A 15,037-nucleotide genomic window follows, 5' to 3' on the forward strand; every position below is an offset into this window, starting at 1 on the left:
TATATTACCCCTGTGTATGTCGGTGTATTGTCTCCAAAATCTGCTCCTGCTCAGACGGTTCTACACCAATGGAGGCAAGAGCCTGCCTGGTGCCGCAGTCCGGGCAGATAAGGGTCTTGTTGTCCTCCCTGGAAAGAGCCGGAGCGCCGTGGTAGGCTCTTCCACAAAGCGGGCAGACCTCCAGTCTTGCAATAGAGTTATCTCTCACGGTTGCCCACCTCCCTGTATTTTTCGTAAGCTGCTGCCAGCACCCGTTTATCAAAACGGAAGGTGTTATACCCTTCCATACAGGTGCGCATGTAGTAATCACTGGGAACTCCCATAGGCCGGTCCTCATGCATGATGTAGACAAAAGCCGTCACCGTTCTTCGTTTTCCTGTCCGGATGCCCTTGTACTGCAGCATGATGTCCTTCTTGTAATAGAAATTTGGGAATCCCTCGTATCTGTCGAGGGCTGCCTCGTCAGAAGCTGTCACCTCCCAGATCACCACAGGAACTGTGCCTTTTTCACATTCCTCAATGGTGAGGTAAGAGCCGGTCTTGCTTCCCTTAAACAGCAGTTCCCAGCCTTTTAAGTTTGCCGTGCCGAGGATCGTAGCGTGAGGGCAGCGCATCCGCATCTGCCTGACATTTAAGTTGCTTCCGTAAGCGATGTAATATCTCTTCATATGGTGTCCATCCTTTCCTGAAGGACTTAGGTTACCTGTCCTTCTACCACCCTAAGACCGCCGAAGCGGTCTGGGGAAGGGCCTTTAACCTAAGTCCTTCAAGCGGCGTTTCTACCGTGGCGGAATGCGGTGTCTCCGGAAAGATTTCTGGTAAGGAAGTCCCTTGCCGTTGCGAATTCCTCTCCGATAAATCCCAGGCGGAGGAGCCAGGTTCTCATGGCGTACTTGGGATTCTCGTTCTGCTGACGTCTCGGGCTTGCGGTCTTCACCGTCTTTGCCATCTGGCTTAAGGCCAGGCAAAGCTGGATGTAGCTTTTCAGCTGCCCTGCGTGGATGCCGCCTCTGCGCTTATCGGTGGGCTCGTCAAACTGGAAGAGCCTAAACTCGACCGTTGCTTTGGTGAAGGTGGCGTGAAGGTTGAGCATGTGGTAGCGGCTGCCGTTGTAATGTTGGTTCCTGCCGTGGTTCTCGCCGTGGCTGGTGTACCAGATGTCTGCAAGCTCCGCCATGGTCTTAGGCTTTCTCTTGTTGAGCTGCTCTAAGAATCTGGGGTCAACCGTGCGGCAGTAGCGGCTCATGCGGCTGCGGTCCAGCTTTAAAGCCTCGGCGATCAGGCTTTCGTGGCTGGCCATGATGTTGGCGAGGTTTCGAAGGCTCTGGGCTGTGTGGCCCTTGGCTCCGATGTGGATGTGGACTCCGCATCCTCTGGAGGCGTCGCTCTTTGCGCCTGCGTGTCTGAGCTGTCTGCAAAGCTCCTGCAGGGTTTCGATGTCCTGGTAGGTCAGGATCGGAGTGACCAGTTCGCATTTCTGCTCATCCGGCCCTGCGATGGAAACGTCCTTCTGGAATTTCCACTCCCTGCCCTGTGCGTCCCAGGCACTCCAGGTGCTGTAGCCGTTGCGGCCTGCGGTGTTCTCGTACCTGCCGGTTCCGAAGAAGTCGGCGGCAACCTTGGCTGCCTTCTGGCGGGTAATGCTGTTCATCTCGACCTCAACACCGATGGTCTGCTGCTTCATGGCTTTGATCTGGTTGGCGGTTCTTTCTGTCATGGTGTGCTCCTCCTTGTTCGTGGCTTGTTTTCCGTGGGGCTGTTCCCTTTCGGTAGTCTATATATCACTCTGAAGCACACATTTATCAAGCTAATTCTAAGACATAATGTATACAAATATCAGCGGCAGGAGCGGACAGTTTCTTGTGTATCTTATGGTGCGTTTTCGCAGGAGATTTTTCTCACCATATCCTCCCCATACACCACGTTTAATCCGCAGCCATTGTCCCAGTGCATGAGAAGCGATCCGGTATCATCCACACCAAGGACGGTTCCATGTGTTCCCACAGGAGGAGCCTGGGCATCGTCCATCCGGACCAGCTCCACCCGTGTGCCTGCCGGAAATTCCCGGCGCAGCTGCTCAATGATTTCTCTACTCGGAAGCCTCATGCTTTTTCCCTCCATTCTTAAATGCCGAGGAGCCGGTCAGGTTCTTCAGCAGGATTTTTCTTTCCGTCTTGTATTCTGCGCCGATAAAGCCCAGCCGCAGAAGGAAGCAGCGGAATGCGTATTTCTCGTTGTCCACCGCCTTCTCCGTAACCGTCACCCGCTTGGCGTTTTTACTCATCTGGCAGAGTGCGGAAATGAAGTGGGTGTATGCCTGAACTGCATCAGCATCCGGCATCTCAGAAAACCATGGGAATGCTGCCTTTTCCTCCAGCACCTCAATGGGAAGCTCACTGATTCCCAGCGCCTTCTTGATGAGGCATCCCTTGGCATCCAAAAGCTTCGTAAGATTTCCTACATCCACCTTATCAAGCGGGATCTCCACTGTGAACCCCAGCGTCTCGTTCTGTGATTCCGGCTCCGAAGATTCATTAATCCCTGCAGCCTCTACCTCATTGTTGTCAGCCTCTTCTGATGTATTCGTCTCCATAGACTCTGCGGTTTCTGGGACAGACTCTTCAGAGGTGAGGATTTCCTCTGATTCCTGCGGCTCACATTCAAAGCCTGCTGCCGCAATGGCCTCCAGCACCTGCTCCACTTCCTCGCTGTCAGCCCGGTCATCGAAAAGAAGCATTCCGTCCTTCGTGACCGTGAAATAATCAATCTCGTAGTTGCAGGTCGGCATATATTTGTATTCTGCCTTTGCTCCCGTGGTGTCAGCAATAACCTTCACCAGTTCCTTGCGCTTTGCGCCTGTCACATTGTAGCTGATTTCCATGTGCGTTCCTCCTTCGGTTTTTGGTAGTACATTCATCACTCTTTTTGCCGATAATAGCAAGCAGTATCCGCACATTTCGCTGTAGAATCCATGCCGTTTTACTCCCATGATAACTGTGCAGAGTAGACAATCCGGTGCGGCTGACTCTTATTCATCCGGCACTACATCTGCGTAGCGGAGAGTTTTTCCGTCCCGCTCCACAGATACGTCCTCAGCGGAGCCTTTCAGTTCCACATACCTTTTTATGATCACATCGCAGTATTTCTCATCCAGCTCGATGGTGCAGCAGCTGCGGTCTGTCTGTTCACAGGCGATCAGCGTGGAACCGCTGCCGCCAAAGGGATCCAGAATGAGAGTGTTGCTCATAGAAGAGTTGGTGATGGGATAGGCCAGCAGCGGAATAGGCTTCATGGTGGGATGATCCGCATTCTTCCTGGGCTTTTCAAACTCCCAGATGGTGGTCTGCTTCCGGTCGGAGTACCACTGGTGCTTCCCGTTTTTCTTCCAGCCATAGAGCACCGGCTCATGCTGCCACTGGTAGGGAGAGCGGCCCAACACCAGGCTGGGCTTCTTCCAGATACAGCAGCCGGAGAGATAGAAGCCCGCATCCGTGAATGCCCTGCGAAAATTCAAGCCTTCTGTATCTGCGTGGAAGACGTAGATGGAGGCGTCCTCCGCCATGACTTTTTCCATGTTGGTAAAGGCATCCAGCAGGAATTGATAGAACTTCTCAGCGGCCATGTTGTCATTTTTGATCTTGCCAGCTGTACCTTCATAGTTCACGTTGTACGGCGGGTCCGTCACTACCAGGTTTGCTTTCTTTCCCTGCATGAGAACTTCGTAGGTTTCCGCTTTCGTGGAATCACCGCACACCAGACGGTGGCGTCCCAGTGTCCACACATCACCGGTTTTAGAAAAGACCGGCTTCTCCAGTTCTTCGTCTACATCAAACTCATCATCCTTTGCCTCGGCGCCGTCATCAAACAGCGCCGCCAGTTCCTTCTCATCAAAGCCGGTGAGCAGAGGATCAAAGTCCATGCCCTGCAGTGCTTCAATTTCCACTCGCAGAAGCTCTTCATCCCATCCGGCATCCATCGCCATGCGGTTGTCAGCGATGATGTAAGCTTTCTTCTGAGCCTCGGTGAGGTGGTCGGCAAAGACACAGGGCACCTCCCTAATGCCTTCCTCCTTGGCAGCAAGGATACGTCCGTGACCGGCAATCACACCATACTCCCGGTCGATAATGACCGGATTGATAAAGCCAAACTCCCGCAGAGAGGAACGGAGCTTTTTAATCTGCTCTGGAGAATGTGTCCTGGCATTATTCACATAAGGTACCAGCTTGGCAATCGGCACCAGCTGCATTTCCGTTGTCGTCTTCATCGCACCAGCCCCCATTCCGCAAATTTCTCAAAGCCGCCAAGGCTCTGGATGTATTTCCTTGCCGTCTCCACGATCTCAGCGTAGGTAATCCCGTCTACCGTTTCATCTCCGATAGCGCAGACAAGCTGCACCGGCTTTCCCGTCTCCTGTGCTTTCAGCCATGCATAGATGTTGACCGACACATCCGCTTTGGAGAGGTCTTTCCCATGCAGACCGCCGCCTGTGACAGAATCTGCCATGTCGCTGCCCAGCTTCCGATTAGTCGCACCGGAGTCCACGTCCGTGCCACCAGTCCAGTCTCCCAGCGGATTGATCTCCGCGTGAGGATACAACTCCTTGAGGTGCTGGCTTCTGGCATTGCTCTGGCAGAGAATCAGCCTTGCCCCATCCAAAATGTACTTCCCATCATAGGGATAAGTGTGATACACACATCTGGCGATCTCGCAGAGTGCTTTCTGTTCCCTGTTTACCGGCATTCCTTTGAATATGCCGTTGTCTCCGCAGCGGATTTTTCCTTCCTGATTATCGGCAAGGTGTCTGTCCTGCGGCACTTCCACATAATCTGTACGCAGCCTGCCGGCAATGCGATGCACAATTGACTCTACCTCATCCTGCGGGATGTATACCGAAGTCTCTGCAATGATGTGGCAGACGCCGTGACCGAGCAGAACCTCCACAGCAATCCTCGGATTATTTTCTTTTCTGTATGCCGCATCCACCATAGCACCGGCGATGCGGTCCGCCATCTTATCCGGATGGCTCGAATTTACCTTTTCAAACATATCGTTATCCTTTCCTCGCTCTGAGCAGCCGCTCCATCAAATCATCCTGGGGAGAAACATCCCCGTAATCGGTGCTGCAGTTTTCCTTTACGATCTGGAAAATCTCGTTCCACAGCCGTACCGCCTGGTTCATGTAGTTGATGCCGATGTTAATAAACGGCGATGGGATCGGCTTCTGGGTAGTGGGGTGCTTAGAGAGGAAGCCCATGCGGTTGGTCATCTCTTCGCACTGAATCCAGCGGGCGCTGCACATGGCGTACCGCTCCAGAAGCTGTGGGGACACCTTTGCGGCACAGCCGATTTTCTTCAGCCACTCCCAGGTTTCTTTGTAGATTTCCTCTGCCTGGAGCGTGCTTCCGTCACGCTGCTCGGCTGAGAGGAACTCGTGGGGCTTTGGCATATCAACACCCTCGACTTCGGGAATATCCAGCACTTCTAATCTGCGTCCGCCCGGATTGCCGTTCTCGGCCTTCTCCTTGACGGCAGACTTTTTCCTTCCCGCACCGGGTCTCGCACCGCCGCGACCGCCTGTGTTATTGGATTTTGTCGGCATTTTCTCACCTCTTTTCCTCAAAAAATGAGCAGCCCCGGCAGGCCGCCCTTAATTACCCTTTTGAAAACGCTTTTTTCGCACATGAGACCCCGCGCCCGTTCCCACGGGGCAGAGCCGTAGAGATTTTGACCGCCCCTGGGTCATAAAAAATTTACAATGAGTAGGTTGAATTTCTCCTATTTTCGGATATAATAAAAGTAACGAAAGCAAAGGAGGTTTCCCTATGAACATCAATACAAATAACCTTGTCTCTATCACTGAAGCAAACCAGAACTTCTCTAAGGTAGCACGTCTTGTAGACGAGAGCGGGGCAGTCGTCATATTGAAGAACAACGTGCCTCGTTACCTTGTCATGGAGTTTTCGGCAGCAGAGCAGGAACAGATTGCTTCCGATGAGGATGTTATGTCCATTTCCAAGCGACTGATTGAGAAGAACCGTCAGGCTTATGAGGTACTCGCTAAATGATAAGATTATCCAAATCACAAATACTTCTTATCCATGACCAACTCATCTCCGAAACAGGAGGTTCCTCCGGGCTGCGTGACGAGGGGATGCTGGATTCAGCATTAAACGCTCCCTTTCAAACCTTTGGCGGAGAGGATGTATATCCATCGCTGCAGAAAAAAGCGGCAAGACTCTGCTTTGGTCTGGTTAAAAACCATCCCTTCGTAGATGGGAACAAGCGGATCGGAGCACACGCGATGCTTGTATTTCTCGCTCTTAATGGGATTGAACTGCAGCATACACAGTCAGAGCTTTCTGATGTAATCCTTCAGCTTGCCGCCGGAGAAATTGAAGCAACAGATTTATTGCGCTGGATTCTGGCACACCAGGTTTAAAAGCTGTCCTCCACTGGATGGCTTTTTCCATGCCATCTGTCACCGCGCTCCGCATGGATCTTGGAGTGGCAGGAATGGCAGAGGGACATTAGGTTCGCTTCACTGTGGTCGCCGCCTTCAGCCAGAGGCTTGATGTGATGCACCTGCTCCGCCTTGATGAGCCTGCCTTCCTGTTGGCACCGCTCACAAAGAGGGTGTGCATTCATATAGCGGTCACGGATGCGTTTCCACGCCCGGCCATACTTACGCTTGGCAGCCGGATCCCGGTCATACTTTTCATATCTCTGGTTCTCCGATTTCCGATGTTTCTCACAAAACCTGCCGTCCGTCAGCCTTGGACAGCCGGGGTAGGAGCAGGGACGTTTTGGTTTTCTTGGCATCGTCTCACCTCCTTGGGGCATAAGAAAAGCCCTCACAGGATCGCTCCCGTGAAGGCTGTTTTTGTATTCTACTTCGCTATTGTAATGATATCACAGGACGGGTGTGTCACACTGTGCCAAACCGTGCCAACTTTCAATCCGGGACAGAAAAATTCTGGAGAGCTGACCCGTGTATGCGGTGTACCGTGCGAAGCGACACGTTCAGCATCCGGGATATCTCCTCCCAGGAGCAGTTGTCCAGGTAACGGTAACGGAGTACCAGCTGCTCCTCGCGGCTGGCAAGCCTGTCGATTGCTGCATTGATGGTTTCCTTGAGACACACCAGATACGCCACCTTTTCCGCCACATCTCTCTGGATGGCGTCGATTTTCTCAAGGCATCGGACAAAAGGGGCTTCTGTTGGCTTGTTTGGATTGTAGTGCGGTTCGAAATTACTGCCTGAGACGCTGCTCGATAAATCCCTCCAGTAGTCAATCTCACGCAGGCGGCAGTTTATAAGGGCGTCCAGGTGCCGCGCCTGGTTCAGATATTCTTTTGCGGTCATACGTCCACCTCCTTCTGCAGGGAGCGGATCAGCATCTCACCATTCACATCTGTGAGTGCCGAATACCACTGCGAACGGAAGAACCGCTCAATTTCGGCTTTATCCGCTTGTGCCGTCCTATTACGGGAGTTGGCTTTCAGGCTTTTCAGCGCCATGCGGTAATCCTTCACCGCCTGGAGAATGATGGCGTTCGCAAGGTTCTCGTAAATCGTGATATTGCTCATATTCGCACCTCCGAAATTTTGATCCTCGGATTGGCACGGGTTTTCTTAGATTGTCTCAGATTTTCAAGTCCGCTTTCACGGCGTCGATCAGGGCCGTCTGGGTATGCTCCTTTTTGGAGAGGGCTTTCATGATGCGTTCGTCAATGGTGCTCTTTGTGACGATGTGCTGTACCACCACTGTTTCAGAAGTCTGCCCCTGCCGCCAGAGCCGCGCTATGGTCTGCTGATAAAGCTCCAGGCTCCAGGTCAGTCCGAACCACACGATGGCCGAACCGCCGCTCTGGAGATTCAGCCCATGCCCGGCGGAAGCGGGATGGATCAGCGCCACCGGTAACTCGCCATTGTTCCATCTGCGGATACTGGCGGCGTCATCCAGCCGGGAGAACGGGATATGCAGCTTTTGCAGCCTTTCCGAAATACGGGTCAGGTCATGCTTGAACCAGTAAGCCACCAGAAGCGGTTTGCCGTTGGCGGCTTCGATGATATCCTCCAAAGCGTCCAGCTTGCGGTCGTGAATGCGAATGGTCTCGCCGCTGTCATCGTAAATTGCACCGTTCGCCATCTGGGAGAGTTTCCCGGAGAGGGAGGCGGCGTTGGCGGCGGTGATCTCCGCGTCGCCCAGCGACAGCACCAGTTCCTGTTTCAAGTCCGTGTATTTTTTCTGTTCATCCTCGGAAAGCCGAACCGTGTATTCACTGCTGACCAGCTTTGGCATATGCAGGTGGTCGGCGGACTTCATAGAGATGGTGATGTCCGAAATCTGTCGGTAGATGGCGTCCTCTGCATAGGGCAGGGGTTTGTAGGAGTAGATGACCTGGCCGTTTCGCTTGTCCGGCGTGAAGTAATCGGTGCAGTACTTGGTGATGAACCGTCCAAGCCGCTGCCCCATGTCCAGGATGCGAAACTCCGCCCACAGATCCATCAGACCGTTGGACGCAGGAGTGCCGGTCAGTCCGACGATGCGGCTCACCTTTGGTCTGACCTTTAACAGTGACTTGAACCGCTTTGTCTGGTGATTCTTGAACGAGGATAGCTCATCGATCACCACCATATCGAAGTCAAAGGGAATGCCGCTCTCATCAATGAGCCACTGGACGTTTTCCCGGTTGATGATGTAGATGTCAGCGCGTCTCATCAATGCCGACCGGCGCTGGGCTTCCGTCCCGACAGCCACGGAGCAGATGAGATCCTGAAGGTGATCCCACTTATCCGCTTCAGACGTCCATGTGTCCCGCGCCACTCTTAAGGGTGCGATGATCAGCACTTTATGGACCTCGAAGCTGTCAAACAGCAGGTCGGCTATGGCTGTCAGCGTGATGCTGGTTTTTCCCAGGCCGCAGTCTAAGAAGATAGCGGCTGCGGGGTGTGTCTCGATGTAATCCACCGCATATTTCTGATATTCATGAGGTTCGTATCTCATCCAGTATCCCTCCAATCTGCTCCATATCGTCCAGCACATACACCGGAAATCCCAGCCGCCGCAAAAGCCTGTGGCGGGAAAGCTGTAGCGGTCTCGGCTTTTCTCCCGGAGTCTTGACTTCAACAAAGCCTATCCGTCCATTCGGCAGCAGCACCATGCGGTCCGGCATACCGTCAAAACCGGGAGAGACGAGCTTGGGACAGATGCCGCCGGCTTGTTTGACCATCTGCGTCAGTTTCTTTTCAATTTCTTTTTCTCTCATGGGCGTATCCTTTCTATGGGGTCGGCTAATTCAAAAGCGGCGTAGGCGGCTGAGACAAAATTGTCGAGGGGTTTGCCCTTGTAACTCCAAGATGTCTTGCCATCTACATAAACGCTGTAGCGATTGCCGCCCTTATTGTTGATAAACACCTTTCTGCCCTGATAAGTCAGCTGATAGTTGCCGTACCAGTTCTTCCGCCATTGACGGTGAGGAAAGTTCCGCTTCCGTTTGGCTCGGTTTTTCATAAGCCGCTCACGCTCTCTGGCGGCAAGGATATCGCCCTCCATAATCCCTGCGCAGATACAGCCGACTGAAACAGTCTCAAAATACTCGTCATGCCGCATTACATGGACAAAGCGTACCTGTGAACAATCGCAGAGTTCGCAGGTGAACAGGTCGATGTGATCGGGATCTTCCTCTTCATCGGCCACATCGTAAATATATTCACAATACCAGCCGGAGAGGGGCGCTCCCCATTCCTGGAGCCGCTTCTGACACCTGCGGACATATGCGCTGTCTATTTCATACATTGACATTTTGATTTACCTCCGTGTTCTTAAAAACCTGAAAATCCTTACGCGCGTGCGTATGCGTGATTTACGGGTTCTGTACAGCCTTTTTGATACATTTCCGATTTATATGCTTTTTTAGGAACACAGGAACGGAGCCTGTAAAGTTGCCTTGCGGCGGCACATTCGGTGTGTTCCTGACGGCGTTCCCAGAGCTTTCTCCGGGAACACCGCCTGGTGTTGGGAACTGTTCCTTATCCGTACCGTTCCCGAAAAATCAGTCAGGAACGTTGCCGGGAACAAAGACAAACTGCGGTCCGTACGGCTTGACGCGCTCCTTTTTCTCCTTGCGAACCCAGCCGAGTTTCGTGAGCATGGCTGTGAGGTTGTTGGATTCGGCGCGGCCAAGGCTGCTCTGATCCTTTCCGAAAAGCTCACACCAGATCTCCATGTTGCAGACACGGATTCTGCGTACTGTCCCTACACGGCCGATATTATTGACGCCGGCGAGGAAGGAGCGGCGGTCGAACAGATCCATGCCGTCCCAATCCTCAGGGAGCAGAGTTTCCAGATACTCGCGCACCAGCCCTTCGCGCTCATCGGACTCCAGCGCTTCCCGCTGTTCGCTCTTGGCGAGTGTCTCCAGGTCGGGAGCCAGATGCAGCTTCTCGCCGTTCTCCACAAGCACCAGCACCTCCGCCCAGATCTGGCTGATATCTTCATGGGTAAGTTCCCAGGAGTGCTTTGCGCCGCCGCCCGGCGTTTTGACAGGCCAGAACCTGCGGTTGCCCGTGGTATCCCGCAGATAGCCGGACTCGGCATTGGTGGTGCCAAAGAAGATGCACTGCCTCGGATGCGGCGTTGCCCGTCTGCCGAATGCGGCGCGGTAGATATCGTTCTGTCGGGAAAGGAAGGAGCGCAGCGTCTCCACCTCGGCTTTGCGAAGTCCCGCCAGTTCACCGATCTCCAGAATCCAATAGCCCTGCAGCTTTTCGGCGGCGGTCTTGTCCTTGGTATCGCTCAGATTCAAACTGTCGGAGAACCATTCCCCGGCAAGGCGGGAGATGAGGGTAGACTTGCCGATGCCCTGGGGACCGTTTAAAACCAGCATGGTATCGAACTTCACACCCGGCTCCTGCACCCGGCGCACGGCGGCGCAGAGGGTCTTTCTGGTCACAGCGCGGACATAGGAATTATCCTCCGCACCCAGATAGTCGATAAGGAGCGTGTCCACACGGGGAACGCCGTCCCACTCCGGCAGAGCCGCCAGATATTCACGGATGGGATGGTAGGAGCGGTCGTCCGCCACCTTGGTCACAGCGATCTGATAATTGCGCTGGGAGAATGTGCCGTAGTGGGAATCCACATAGCTGATCAGCTGGGCGTCGTCAGCGTCCCTCCAGTATTTGGACGGGTGCTTCCAGGGCACCTCGCCCTTGATCTCCATACCGTCCAGCTGCTGGTTGAATACGATATTCTGGAGCTGCGGGTCGTTCTGGAGGATGAGCGTGATGTTGTGAAGGTTGTTTTTCAGTACCGTGGAGCGGGGTTCATACTGGAAACGCTTCTGCCAGTCAGCATCCTCGTTGCCGGAGAAATCTGTCTCGGCATCTGCCATTCTTTCGCTTGCCGCCAGCAGCTTCACCTCATCCTGCTGCATGACGAACTCACACATGGCCTTATACGACGCTTTTTCGTCCAGATCTCCAAAGCGGTGGGTGCGGACGATGTCAAAGGCGTTGCACAGCTTGAGGTAAGCCGGGTCTTTGGCATGGTGGCTGTAGACGAACTTGTCCTCCTTGATCTCCACGCCCGCCATGCTGGAGGATGCGATCAGGTGCCAGCGGTTCTCATTGTCGGTCGGCTCATAGACATCGGAGAGAAATGCCTCCAGCGCCTTGCTGATGGGATAATAGGTGCGGTTGAACAGACCCACCACGCCCTCTTTGGTCAGCGGGTCCTGCACCTTCTGTTGTGCGGTGGTATTCGCCTTGCTTTCCCTGGAAGAGGTGGGCAGTCTTGTAGGGTCGGTCCATTCCGGGTGCTTTGTGAGAATCGCATCGGGGTCGAGCCAGCCGCCGTCTGTCTCCTTATACACAAAGGAACCGTTAGCCGGCGTGGACGGCCAGTACATCAGCTGATTGGGCTGGTAGGAACATTCGTCGAAATAGTCGATGCCCAGCATCTGAGCCAGATAGCGGGACACCGCCACAAATTCCTCCGGGGTCACATCCCTGGTCAGCGGGAATACCAGCCGGACGCGGGGATTCTCCTCTGTGCTGCTGTGAGTGGTGTACAGCGCAGAGGCATAGGGGCAGAGGGACTCATAGCTATCCAGAAAAGCGGCGTCGATGCGGTCGCCGTCAAGCGCCACCATCGAGCGGCTTTCCACGGTATCGACCTTGCGCCTGCCGCCCTTCAGCACGCCTGCAACAAAGCCGCCGTGGTCTTTGGCAGCGTCACGCTGGGCGCGGCTCATCTTCGCATATTCCTCGGCGGACTCGGTGGTGCGAATGGTCACTTTGAGCCGTTCCTTCAGATCGTCAAACCGTATGGTCTTGTTGACCCATCTCTTCGCCTGCCGGTTGTTGCCGTAGGCGATGTTCAGTTCACGCATAGTCGGTTACCTCCTCGCACATAGTCGTAAAATATCTCAAACGGTAGTTCTTCCATTTGGCTCTGCGGATCTCCGCTTCCATGCCGGAAGAGATGTGTTCTCCGAACACCCACACCTCCGAGCATTTACTCATCAGGGCGTTTCCAAAGAACAGCCCCAGCTGGCGCTCCTTCGGATTGTCGTCACTGAGAAACTGTGGAAACAGCAGATGCGGCGCAATGGGAATGTATCCGGCGTCCACGGCAAAGCGGCTGTACCTCCGGGCGTTCTCCACATTGGCGGCCACATCTCCGGCATAGGGTGAGCAGATGTAGACGATGGGGCGGAAAGCGCGGAGGGCGCGTTCTTCCTTTTCTATGTTGGTGAGGGCTTCATAGGTGGTAGGGTCATAGTAGCCCTCGCTGTTGAATTTATTGATGCTCATAGGCGTTACCTCGTTAATCTTTCTTGTAGAAATCGGTCTCGTAGCCATTGGCGTGAAGCTGCAGCCCGTTTGCCCAGGGCGGCGTCCTTCCCATCTGGTCACAGACGGCCTGTAAAGACATCCGGCGGTCGGCTTCAATGACCACCTCGTCGTGGATGTGCATGACGATGGAGCAGCAGTGAAGGGTCTGCATGGCGTAGCAGAGGATATCGCGAGAGGTTGCCTGGACGATGTTTTCCACGAATTTTGGGCCGTAGCTGTCCAGACGCTCCCATTTCTTTGTGCCGCCAACGCCTTCATAGGTGATGCAGTCGCCGCCGAACTTGTTCGTCCCGATCTTGGGCTTGACATAGGCAAGATTCCTGCCGGACGGCAGGGTGATGAACAGCATCCCATTTCTGGCGGAGAATACGATGCCGTGTGTTTTCGTGGTGGTCTTGCGGGTGACGGCGTCCATCACAGCGCGGTCAACCGCCCACCAGAACTGCACGATTTTCGGATTCGCCTGCCGCCATGCGGAAACCAGGGCAGGAAGCTCGTCCTCGGACAGCCCCATCTCCAGTGCGCCCATAGCCTTAAGTGCGCCCACTGAGCCGCCATAGCCGAGAGCCAATTCGGCGATCTTGCCTTTCTGTCGCAGGTGGCCGTTGACACCATGCTTCTCTACGGGTATACCGAACATCTGGGACGCGCTGGCGCAGTAGATATCCTTGCCCTCGGCGAATACGTCCTGCCGCCATTTCTCGCCGGCAAGCCACGCAATCACCCTGGCTTCAATTGCGGAGAAGTCCGCCACAATGAACTTCCTGTTTTCCTGCGGCACGAATGCTGTGCGAATCAGCTGGGAAAGGGTGTCCGGCACATCCTCATAGAGCATTTCCAGAGCGGCAAAGTCACCTGCCCGGACAAGTCCTCTGGCTTCGGACAGATCGCCCAGATGGTTCTGCGGGAGATTCTGCATCTGAATGATACGACCGGCCCACCGCCCGGTGCGGTTGGCTCCGTAAAACTGGAACATCCCTCTTGCCCGGCCATCGGCGCAGACGGCGGTCTCCATCGCCTGATACTTCTTAACACTGGATTTCGCAAGCTGCTGGCGCAAGGTCAGTACCTTTTGCAGCAGCTGCGGCGCAGTTTTCAAAAGCTCCGCTACAGCCTTTTTGCCAAGGGTATCGGTCTCCACACCGTTATCCGCAAGCCACTGCTTCATCTGCTGTACAGAGTTGGGATTATCCAGCGAGGTCAGTTTTTTCATCGCCTGTGTCAGCTCCAAGCGGGAACGCTCGTCCATTTGAATGGCCTGATGCACCAATTCCATATCCAGCCCCACGCCGCGGTCGTTGATCTCCTGGTCGAGATGGTATTCTTCCCAGACGCCGTCTGGCACAGGATATTTGGAGAGCCGCGCCTGGATGGACATCTCCGTCTCCACATCGCAGATGTTGTATCGCTTGAACGCCAGCCACTTGTCCGGGGCGTGTTCCGGTAGATTGCGGGTGCGCTGACCATTGGTCTTGGTTGGCGCACAGGGCTGGCAGAAATATTTGATGAGGTCTTTGCCTTCGGCCAGCTTTTGTTTTTCCAATCCAAGAACGGCGCCGGCTCCCTCCAGGGATAAGGGGAGCCCCATGTACGCCGCCCAGACCATCGAGCATTTCCAGGAGTCCGGCTCCAGATAGTCACCGGTCGGATAGCCCAGAAAGCGTGACAGGCAGATGCGTTCAAAATTGGCGTTGAAGGCCCACTTGGTCACCTTGTCGTCCTCCAGAGCGCAAAGAACCTCTGAAGGGATCTTCTCCCCACAGGCAAGGTCTATCTGCTGCACGGGACCGCCATCCACGCTGTAGGCAAAGAGAAGTATTTCAAAATCGGGAGACTCCACATAGCGGTACACACCGGTTTTGGCAAGGAGCTGGTCGCTGTAAGTCTCCAGGTCAATCGATAAGGTTTGCATTTCGTCACTTCCTTCCATACCCCAATAGGGCGGCAGATCGCTCCGCCGCCCTGGGGATTGGTTGTTTATTTCTCCAGCAGTTTCATGCGGTTTTCGTGATATTCTGCGTCACGGGTTGCCTGTTCCCGCTCACGTTTTTCGCGCTTGCGGTCATAGATGAAGGACTGCACGGCGGTGATCAGGAAAACCACGCTGAAGCACAGCCAGATTACAAGAAGCGCAAGGAGAAGGATCGTTTGAATCATTGTCATGGTCGTTTACCTC

At 54.3% G+C, this 15,037-nt stretch carries 20 protein-coding genes; 2 read left to right on the top strand and 18 right to left on the bottom strand.

What is annotated here, in order from left to right; genetic code table 11:
• Positions 1 to 4 precede the first annotated feature (4 nt).
• The 8 genes from DW757_RS03420 to DW757_RS03455 form a co-directional block, all read right to left on the bottom strand.
• Positions 5 to 208: a hypothetical protein gene (locus DW757_RS03420; RefSeq protein WP_118750999.1), complete on the bottom strand. Its 204-nt coding sequence runs from the start codon at positions 206 to 208 to the stop codon at positions 5 to 7.
• Complete coding sequence (locus tag DW757_RS03425) at positions 198 to 668, bottom strand: gamma-glutamylcyclotransferase family protein (RefSeq protein WP_118751000.1); 471 nt, start codon at positions 666 to 668, stop codon at positions 198 to 200. Before DW757_RS03425 ends, DW757_RS03420 begins: the two co-directional genes overlap by 11 nt.
• A 98-nt stretch (positions 669 to 766) precedes the next feature.
• Positions 767 to 1,717, bottom strand: coding sequence for an amidoligase family protein (locus DW757_RS03430; RefSeq protein WP_118751001.1), 951 nt, complete (start codon positions 1,715 to 1,717; stop codon positions 767 to 769).
• Positions 1,718 to 1,869: 152 nt separating this feature from the next.
• Positions 1,870 to 2,106, bottom strand: a complete 237-nt coding sequence (locus tag DW757_RS03435; protein ID WP_118751002.1) for a DUF4314 domain-containing protein — start codon at positions 2,104 to 2,106, stop codon at positions 1,870 to 1,872.
• Positions 2,090 to 2,881, bottom strand: a complete 792-nt coding sequence (locus DW757_RS03440; RefSeq protein WP_118751003.1) for a virulence protein — start codon at positions 2,879 to 2,881, stop codon at positions 2,090 to 2,092. Before DW757_RS03440 ends, DW757_RS03435 begins: the two co-directional genes overlap by 17 nt.
• A 147-nt stretch (positions 2,882 to 3,028) precedes the next feature.
• Positions 3,029 to 4,264: a site-specific DNA-methyltransferase gene (locus DW757_RS03445; RefSeq protein WP_118751004.1), complete on the bottom strand. Its 1,236-nt coding sequence runs from the start codon at positions 4,262 to 4,264 to the stop codon at positions 3,029 to 3,031.
• Complete coding sequence (locus DW757_RS03450) at positions 4,261 to 5,046, bottom strand: S-adenosylmethionine synthetase N-terminal domain-containing protein (RefSeq protein WP_118751005.1); 786 nt, start codon at positions 5,044 to 5,046, stop codon at positions 4,261 to 4,263. The genes DW757_RS03445 and DW757_RS03450 overlap by 4 nt, the downstream gene beginning before the upstream one ends.
• A 4-nt stretch (positions 5,047 to 5,050) precedes the next feature.
• Complete coding sequence (locus DW757_RS03455; RefSeq protein ID WP_118751006.1) at positions 5,051 to 5,599, bottom strand: P27 family phage terminase small subunit; 549 nt, start codon at positions 5,597 to 5,599, stop codon at positions 5,051 to 5,053.
• 223 nt (positions 5,600 to 5,822) lie between these two features.
• Between DW757_RS03455 and DW757_RS03460 the strand changes: the two genes are divergently transcribed.
• Complete coding sequence (locus tag DW757_RS03460) at positions 5,823 to 6,065, top strand: type II toxin-antitoxin system Phd/YefM family antitoxin (RefSeq protein WP_118751007.1); 243 nt, start codon at positions 5,823 to 5,825, stop codon at positions 6,063 to 6,065.
• Entirely contained in the window at positions 6,062 to 6,439 is a 378-nt protein-coding gene (locus DW757_RS03465; protein WP_118751008.1) for a type II toxin-antitoxin system death-on-curing family toxin, read from the top strand. Before DW757_RS03460 ends, DW757_RS03465 begins: the two co-directional genes overlap by 4 nt.
• Here DW757_RS03465 and DW757_RS03470 read toward each other — a convergent pair.
• From DW757_RS03470 to DW757_RS03515, 10 genes are all read right to left on the bottom strand, one after another.
• A complete protein-coding gene (locus tag DW757_RS03470) occupies positions 6,436 to 6,819 on the bottom strand; it encodes an HNH endonuclease signature motif containing protein (protein ID WP_118751009.1) in 384 nt (127 codons plus the stop codon). The two genes, DW757_RS03465 and DW757_RS03470, sit on opposite strands and share 4 nt — an antisense overlap.
• 133 nt (positions 6,820 to 6,952) lie before the next feature.
• Positions 6,953 to 7,363 carry a sigma factor-like helix-turn-helix DNA-binding protein gene (locus DW757_RS03475; protein WP_087298908.1) on the bottom strand — a complete coding sequence of 137 codons (411 nt, stop codon included), beginning with the start codon at positions 7,361 to 7,363 and terminating at the stop codon, positions 6,953 to 6,955.
• Complete coding sequence (locus tag DW757_RS03480) at positions 7,360 to 7,587, bottom strand: hypothetical protein (RefSeq protein WP_118751010.1); 228 nt, start codon at positions 7,585 to 7,587, stop codon at positions 7,360 to 7,362. Before DW757_RS03480 ends, DW757_RS03475 begins: the two co-directional genes overlap by 4 nt.
• Positions 7,588 to 7,642: 55 nt before the next feature.
• Entirely contained in the window at positions 7,643 to 9,007 is a 1,365-nt protein-coding gene (locus DW757_RS03485; RefSeq protein ID WP_118751011.1) for a DEAD/DEAH box helicase, read from the bottom strand.
• Entirely contained in the window at positions 8,988 to 9,269 is a 282-nt protein-coding gene (locus DW757_RS03490; protein WP_055158968.1) for a VRR-NUC domain-containing protein, read from the bottom strand. Before DW757_RS03490 ends, DW757_RS03485 begins: the two co-directional genes overlap by 20 nt.
• Positions 9,266 to 9,805 carry a hypothetical protein gene (locus DW757_RS03495; RefSeq protein WP_204245141.1) on the bottom strand — a complete coding sequence of 180 codons (540 nt, stop codon included), beginning with the start codon at positions 9,803 to 9,805 and terminating at the stop codon, positions 9,266 to 9,268. The genes DW757_RS03490 and DW757_RS03495 overlap by 4 nt, the downstream gene beginning before the upstream one ends.
• A gap of 250 nt (positions 9,806 to 10,055) precedes the next feature.
• Positions 10,056 to 12,395 carry a virulence-associated E family protein gene (locus DW757_RS03500; protein WP_118751012.1) on the bottom strand — a complete coding sequence of 780 codons (2,340 nt, stop codon included), beginning with the start codon at positions 12,393 to 12,395 and terminating at the stop codon, positions 10,056 to 10,058.
• Positions 12,388 to 12,819 (bottom strand): DUF4406 domain-containing protein, encoded by a 432-nt coding sequence (locus DW757_RS03505; RefSeq protein ID WP_118751013.1) that lies wholly within the window; start codon positions 12,817 to 12,819, stop codon positions 12,388 to 12,390. Before DW757_RS03505 ends, DW757_RS03500 begins: the two co-directional genes overlap by 8 nt.
• Before the next feature lie 13 nt (positions 12,820 to 12,832).
• Positions 12,833 to 14,773 (bottom strand): DNA polymerase, encoded by a 1,941-nt coding sequence (locus DW757_RS03510; RefSeq protein WP_118751014.1) that lies wholly within the window; start codon positions 14,771 to 14,773, stop codon positions 12,833 to 12,835.
• A gap of 65 nt (positions 14,774 to 14,838) precedes the next feature.
• Positions 14,839 to 15,024, bottom strand: a complete 186-nt coding sequence (locus DW757_RS03515) for a hypothetical protein (protein WP_118751015.1) — start codon at positions 15,022 to 15,024, stop codon at positions 14,839 to 14,841.
• Positions 15,025 to 15,037 lie beyond the last annotated feature (13 nt).

Source organism: Clostridium sp. AM29-11AC (assembly GCF_003480545.1).
In the GTDB taxonomy this organism is placed as follows: Bacteria; Bacillota; Clostridia; order Lachnospirales; family Lachnospiraceae; genus Otoolea; species Otoolea saccharolyticum_A.

Coding starts and splice junctions, on each gene's coding strand:
- DW757_RS03425 (WP_118751000.1), bottom strand. CDS start 668: ATGAAGAGATATTACATCGCTTACGGAAGCAACTTAAATGTCAGGCAG.
- DW757_RS03430 (WP_118751001.1), bottom strand. CDS start 1,717: ATGACAGAAAGAACCGCCAACCAGATCAAAGCCATGAAGCAGCAGACC.
- DW757_RS03435 (WP_118751002.1), bottom strand. CDS start 2,106: ATGAGGCTTCCGAGTAGAGAAATCATTGAGCAGCTGCGCCGGGAATTT.
- DW757_RS03440 (WP_118751003.1), bottom strand. CDS start 2,881: ATGGAAATCAGCTACAATGTGACAGGCGCAAAGCGCAAGGAACTGGTG.
- DW757_RS03445 (WP_118751004.1), bottom strand. CDS start 4,264: ATGAAGACGACAACGGAAATGCAGCTGGTGCCGATTGCCAAGCTGGTA.
- DW757_RS03450 (WP_118751005.1), bottom strand. CDS start 5,046: ATGTTTGAAAAGGTAAATTCGAGCCATCCGGATAAGATGGCGGACCGC.
- DW757_RS03455 (WP_118751006.1), bottom strand. CDS start 5,599: ATGCCGACAAAATCCAATAACACAGGCGGTCGCGGCGGTGCGAGACCC.
- DW757_RS03460 (WP_118751007.1), top strand. CDS start 5,823: ATGAACATCAATACAAATAACCTTGTCTCTATCACTGAAGCAAACCAG.
- DW757_RS03465 (WP_118751008.1), top strand. CDS start 6,062: ATGATAAGATTATCCAAATCACAAATACTTCTTATCCATGACCAACTC.
- DW757_RS03470 (WP_118751009.1), bottom strand. CDS start 6,819: ATGCCAAGAAAACCAAAACGTCCCTGCTCCTACCCCGGCTGTCCAAGG.
- DW757_RS03475 (WP_087298908.1), bottom strand. CDS start 7,363: ATGACCGCAAAAGAATATCTGAACCAGGCGCGGCACCTGGACGCCCTT.
- DW757_RS03480 (WP_118751010.1), bottom strand. CDS start 7,587: ATGAGCAATATCACGATTTACGAGAACCTTGCGAACGCCATCATTCTC.
- DW757_RS03485 (WP_118751011.1), bottom strand. CDS start 9,007: ATGAGATACGAACCTCATGAATATCAGAAATATGCGGTGGATTACATC.
- DW757_RS03490 (WP_055158968.1), bottom strand. CDS start 9,269: ATGAGAGAAAAAGAAATTGAAAAGAAACTGACGCAGATGGTCAAACAA.
- DW757_RS03495 (WP_204245141.1), bottom strand. CDS start 9,805: ATGTCAATGTATGAAATAGACAGCGCATATGTCCGCAGGTGTCAGAAG.
- DW757_RS03500 (WP_118751012.1), bottom strand. CDS start 12,395: ATGCGTGAACTGAACATCGCCTACGGCAACAACCGGCAGGCGAAGAGA.
- DW757_RS03505 (WP_118751013.1), bottom strand. CDS start 12,819: ATGAGCATCAATAAATTCAACAGCGAGGGCTACTATGACCCTACCACC.
- DW757_RS03510 (WP_118751014.1), bottom strand. CDS start 14,773: ATGCAAACCTTATCGATTGACCTGGAGACTTACAGCGACCAGCTCCTT.
- DW757_RS03515 (WP_118751015.1), bottom strand. CDS start 15,024: ATGACAATGATTCAAACGATCCTTCTCCTTGCGCTTCTTGTAATCTGG.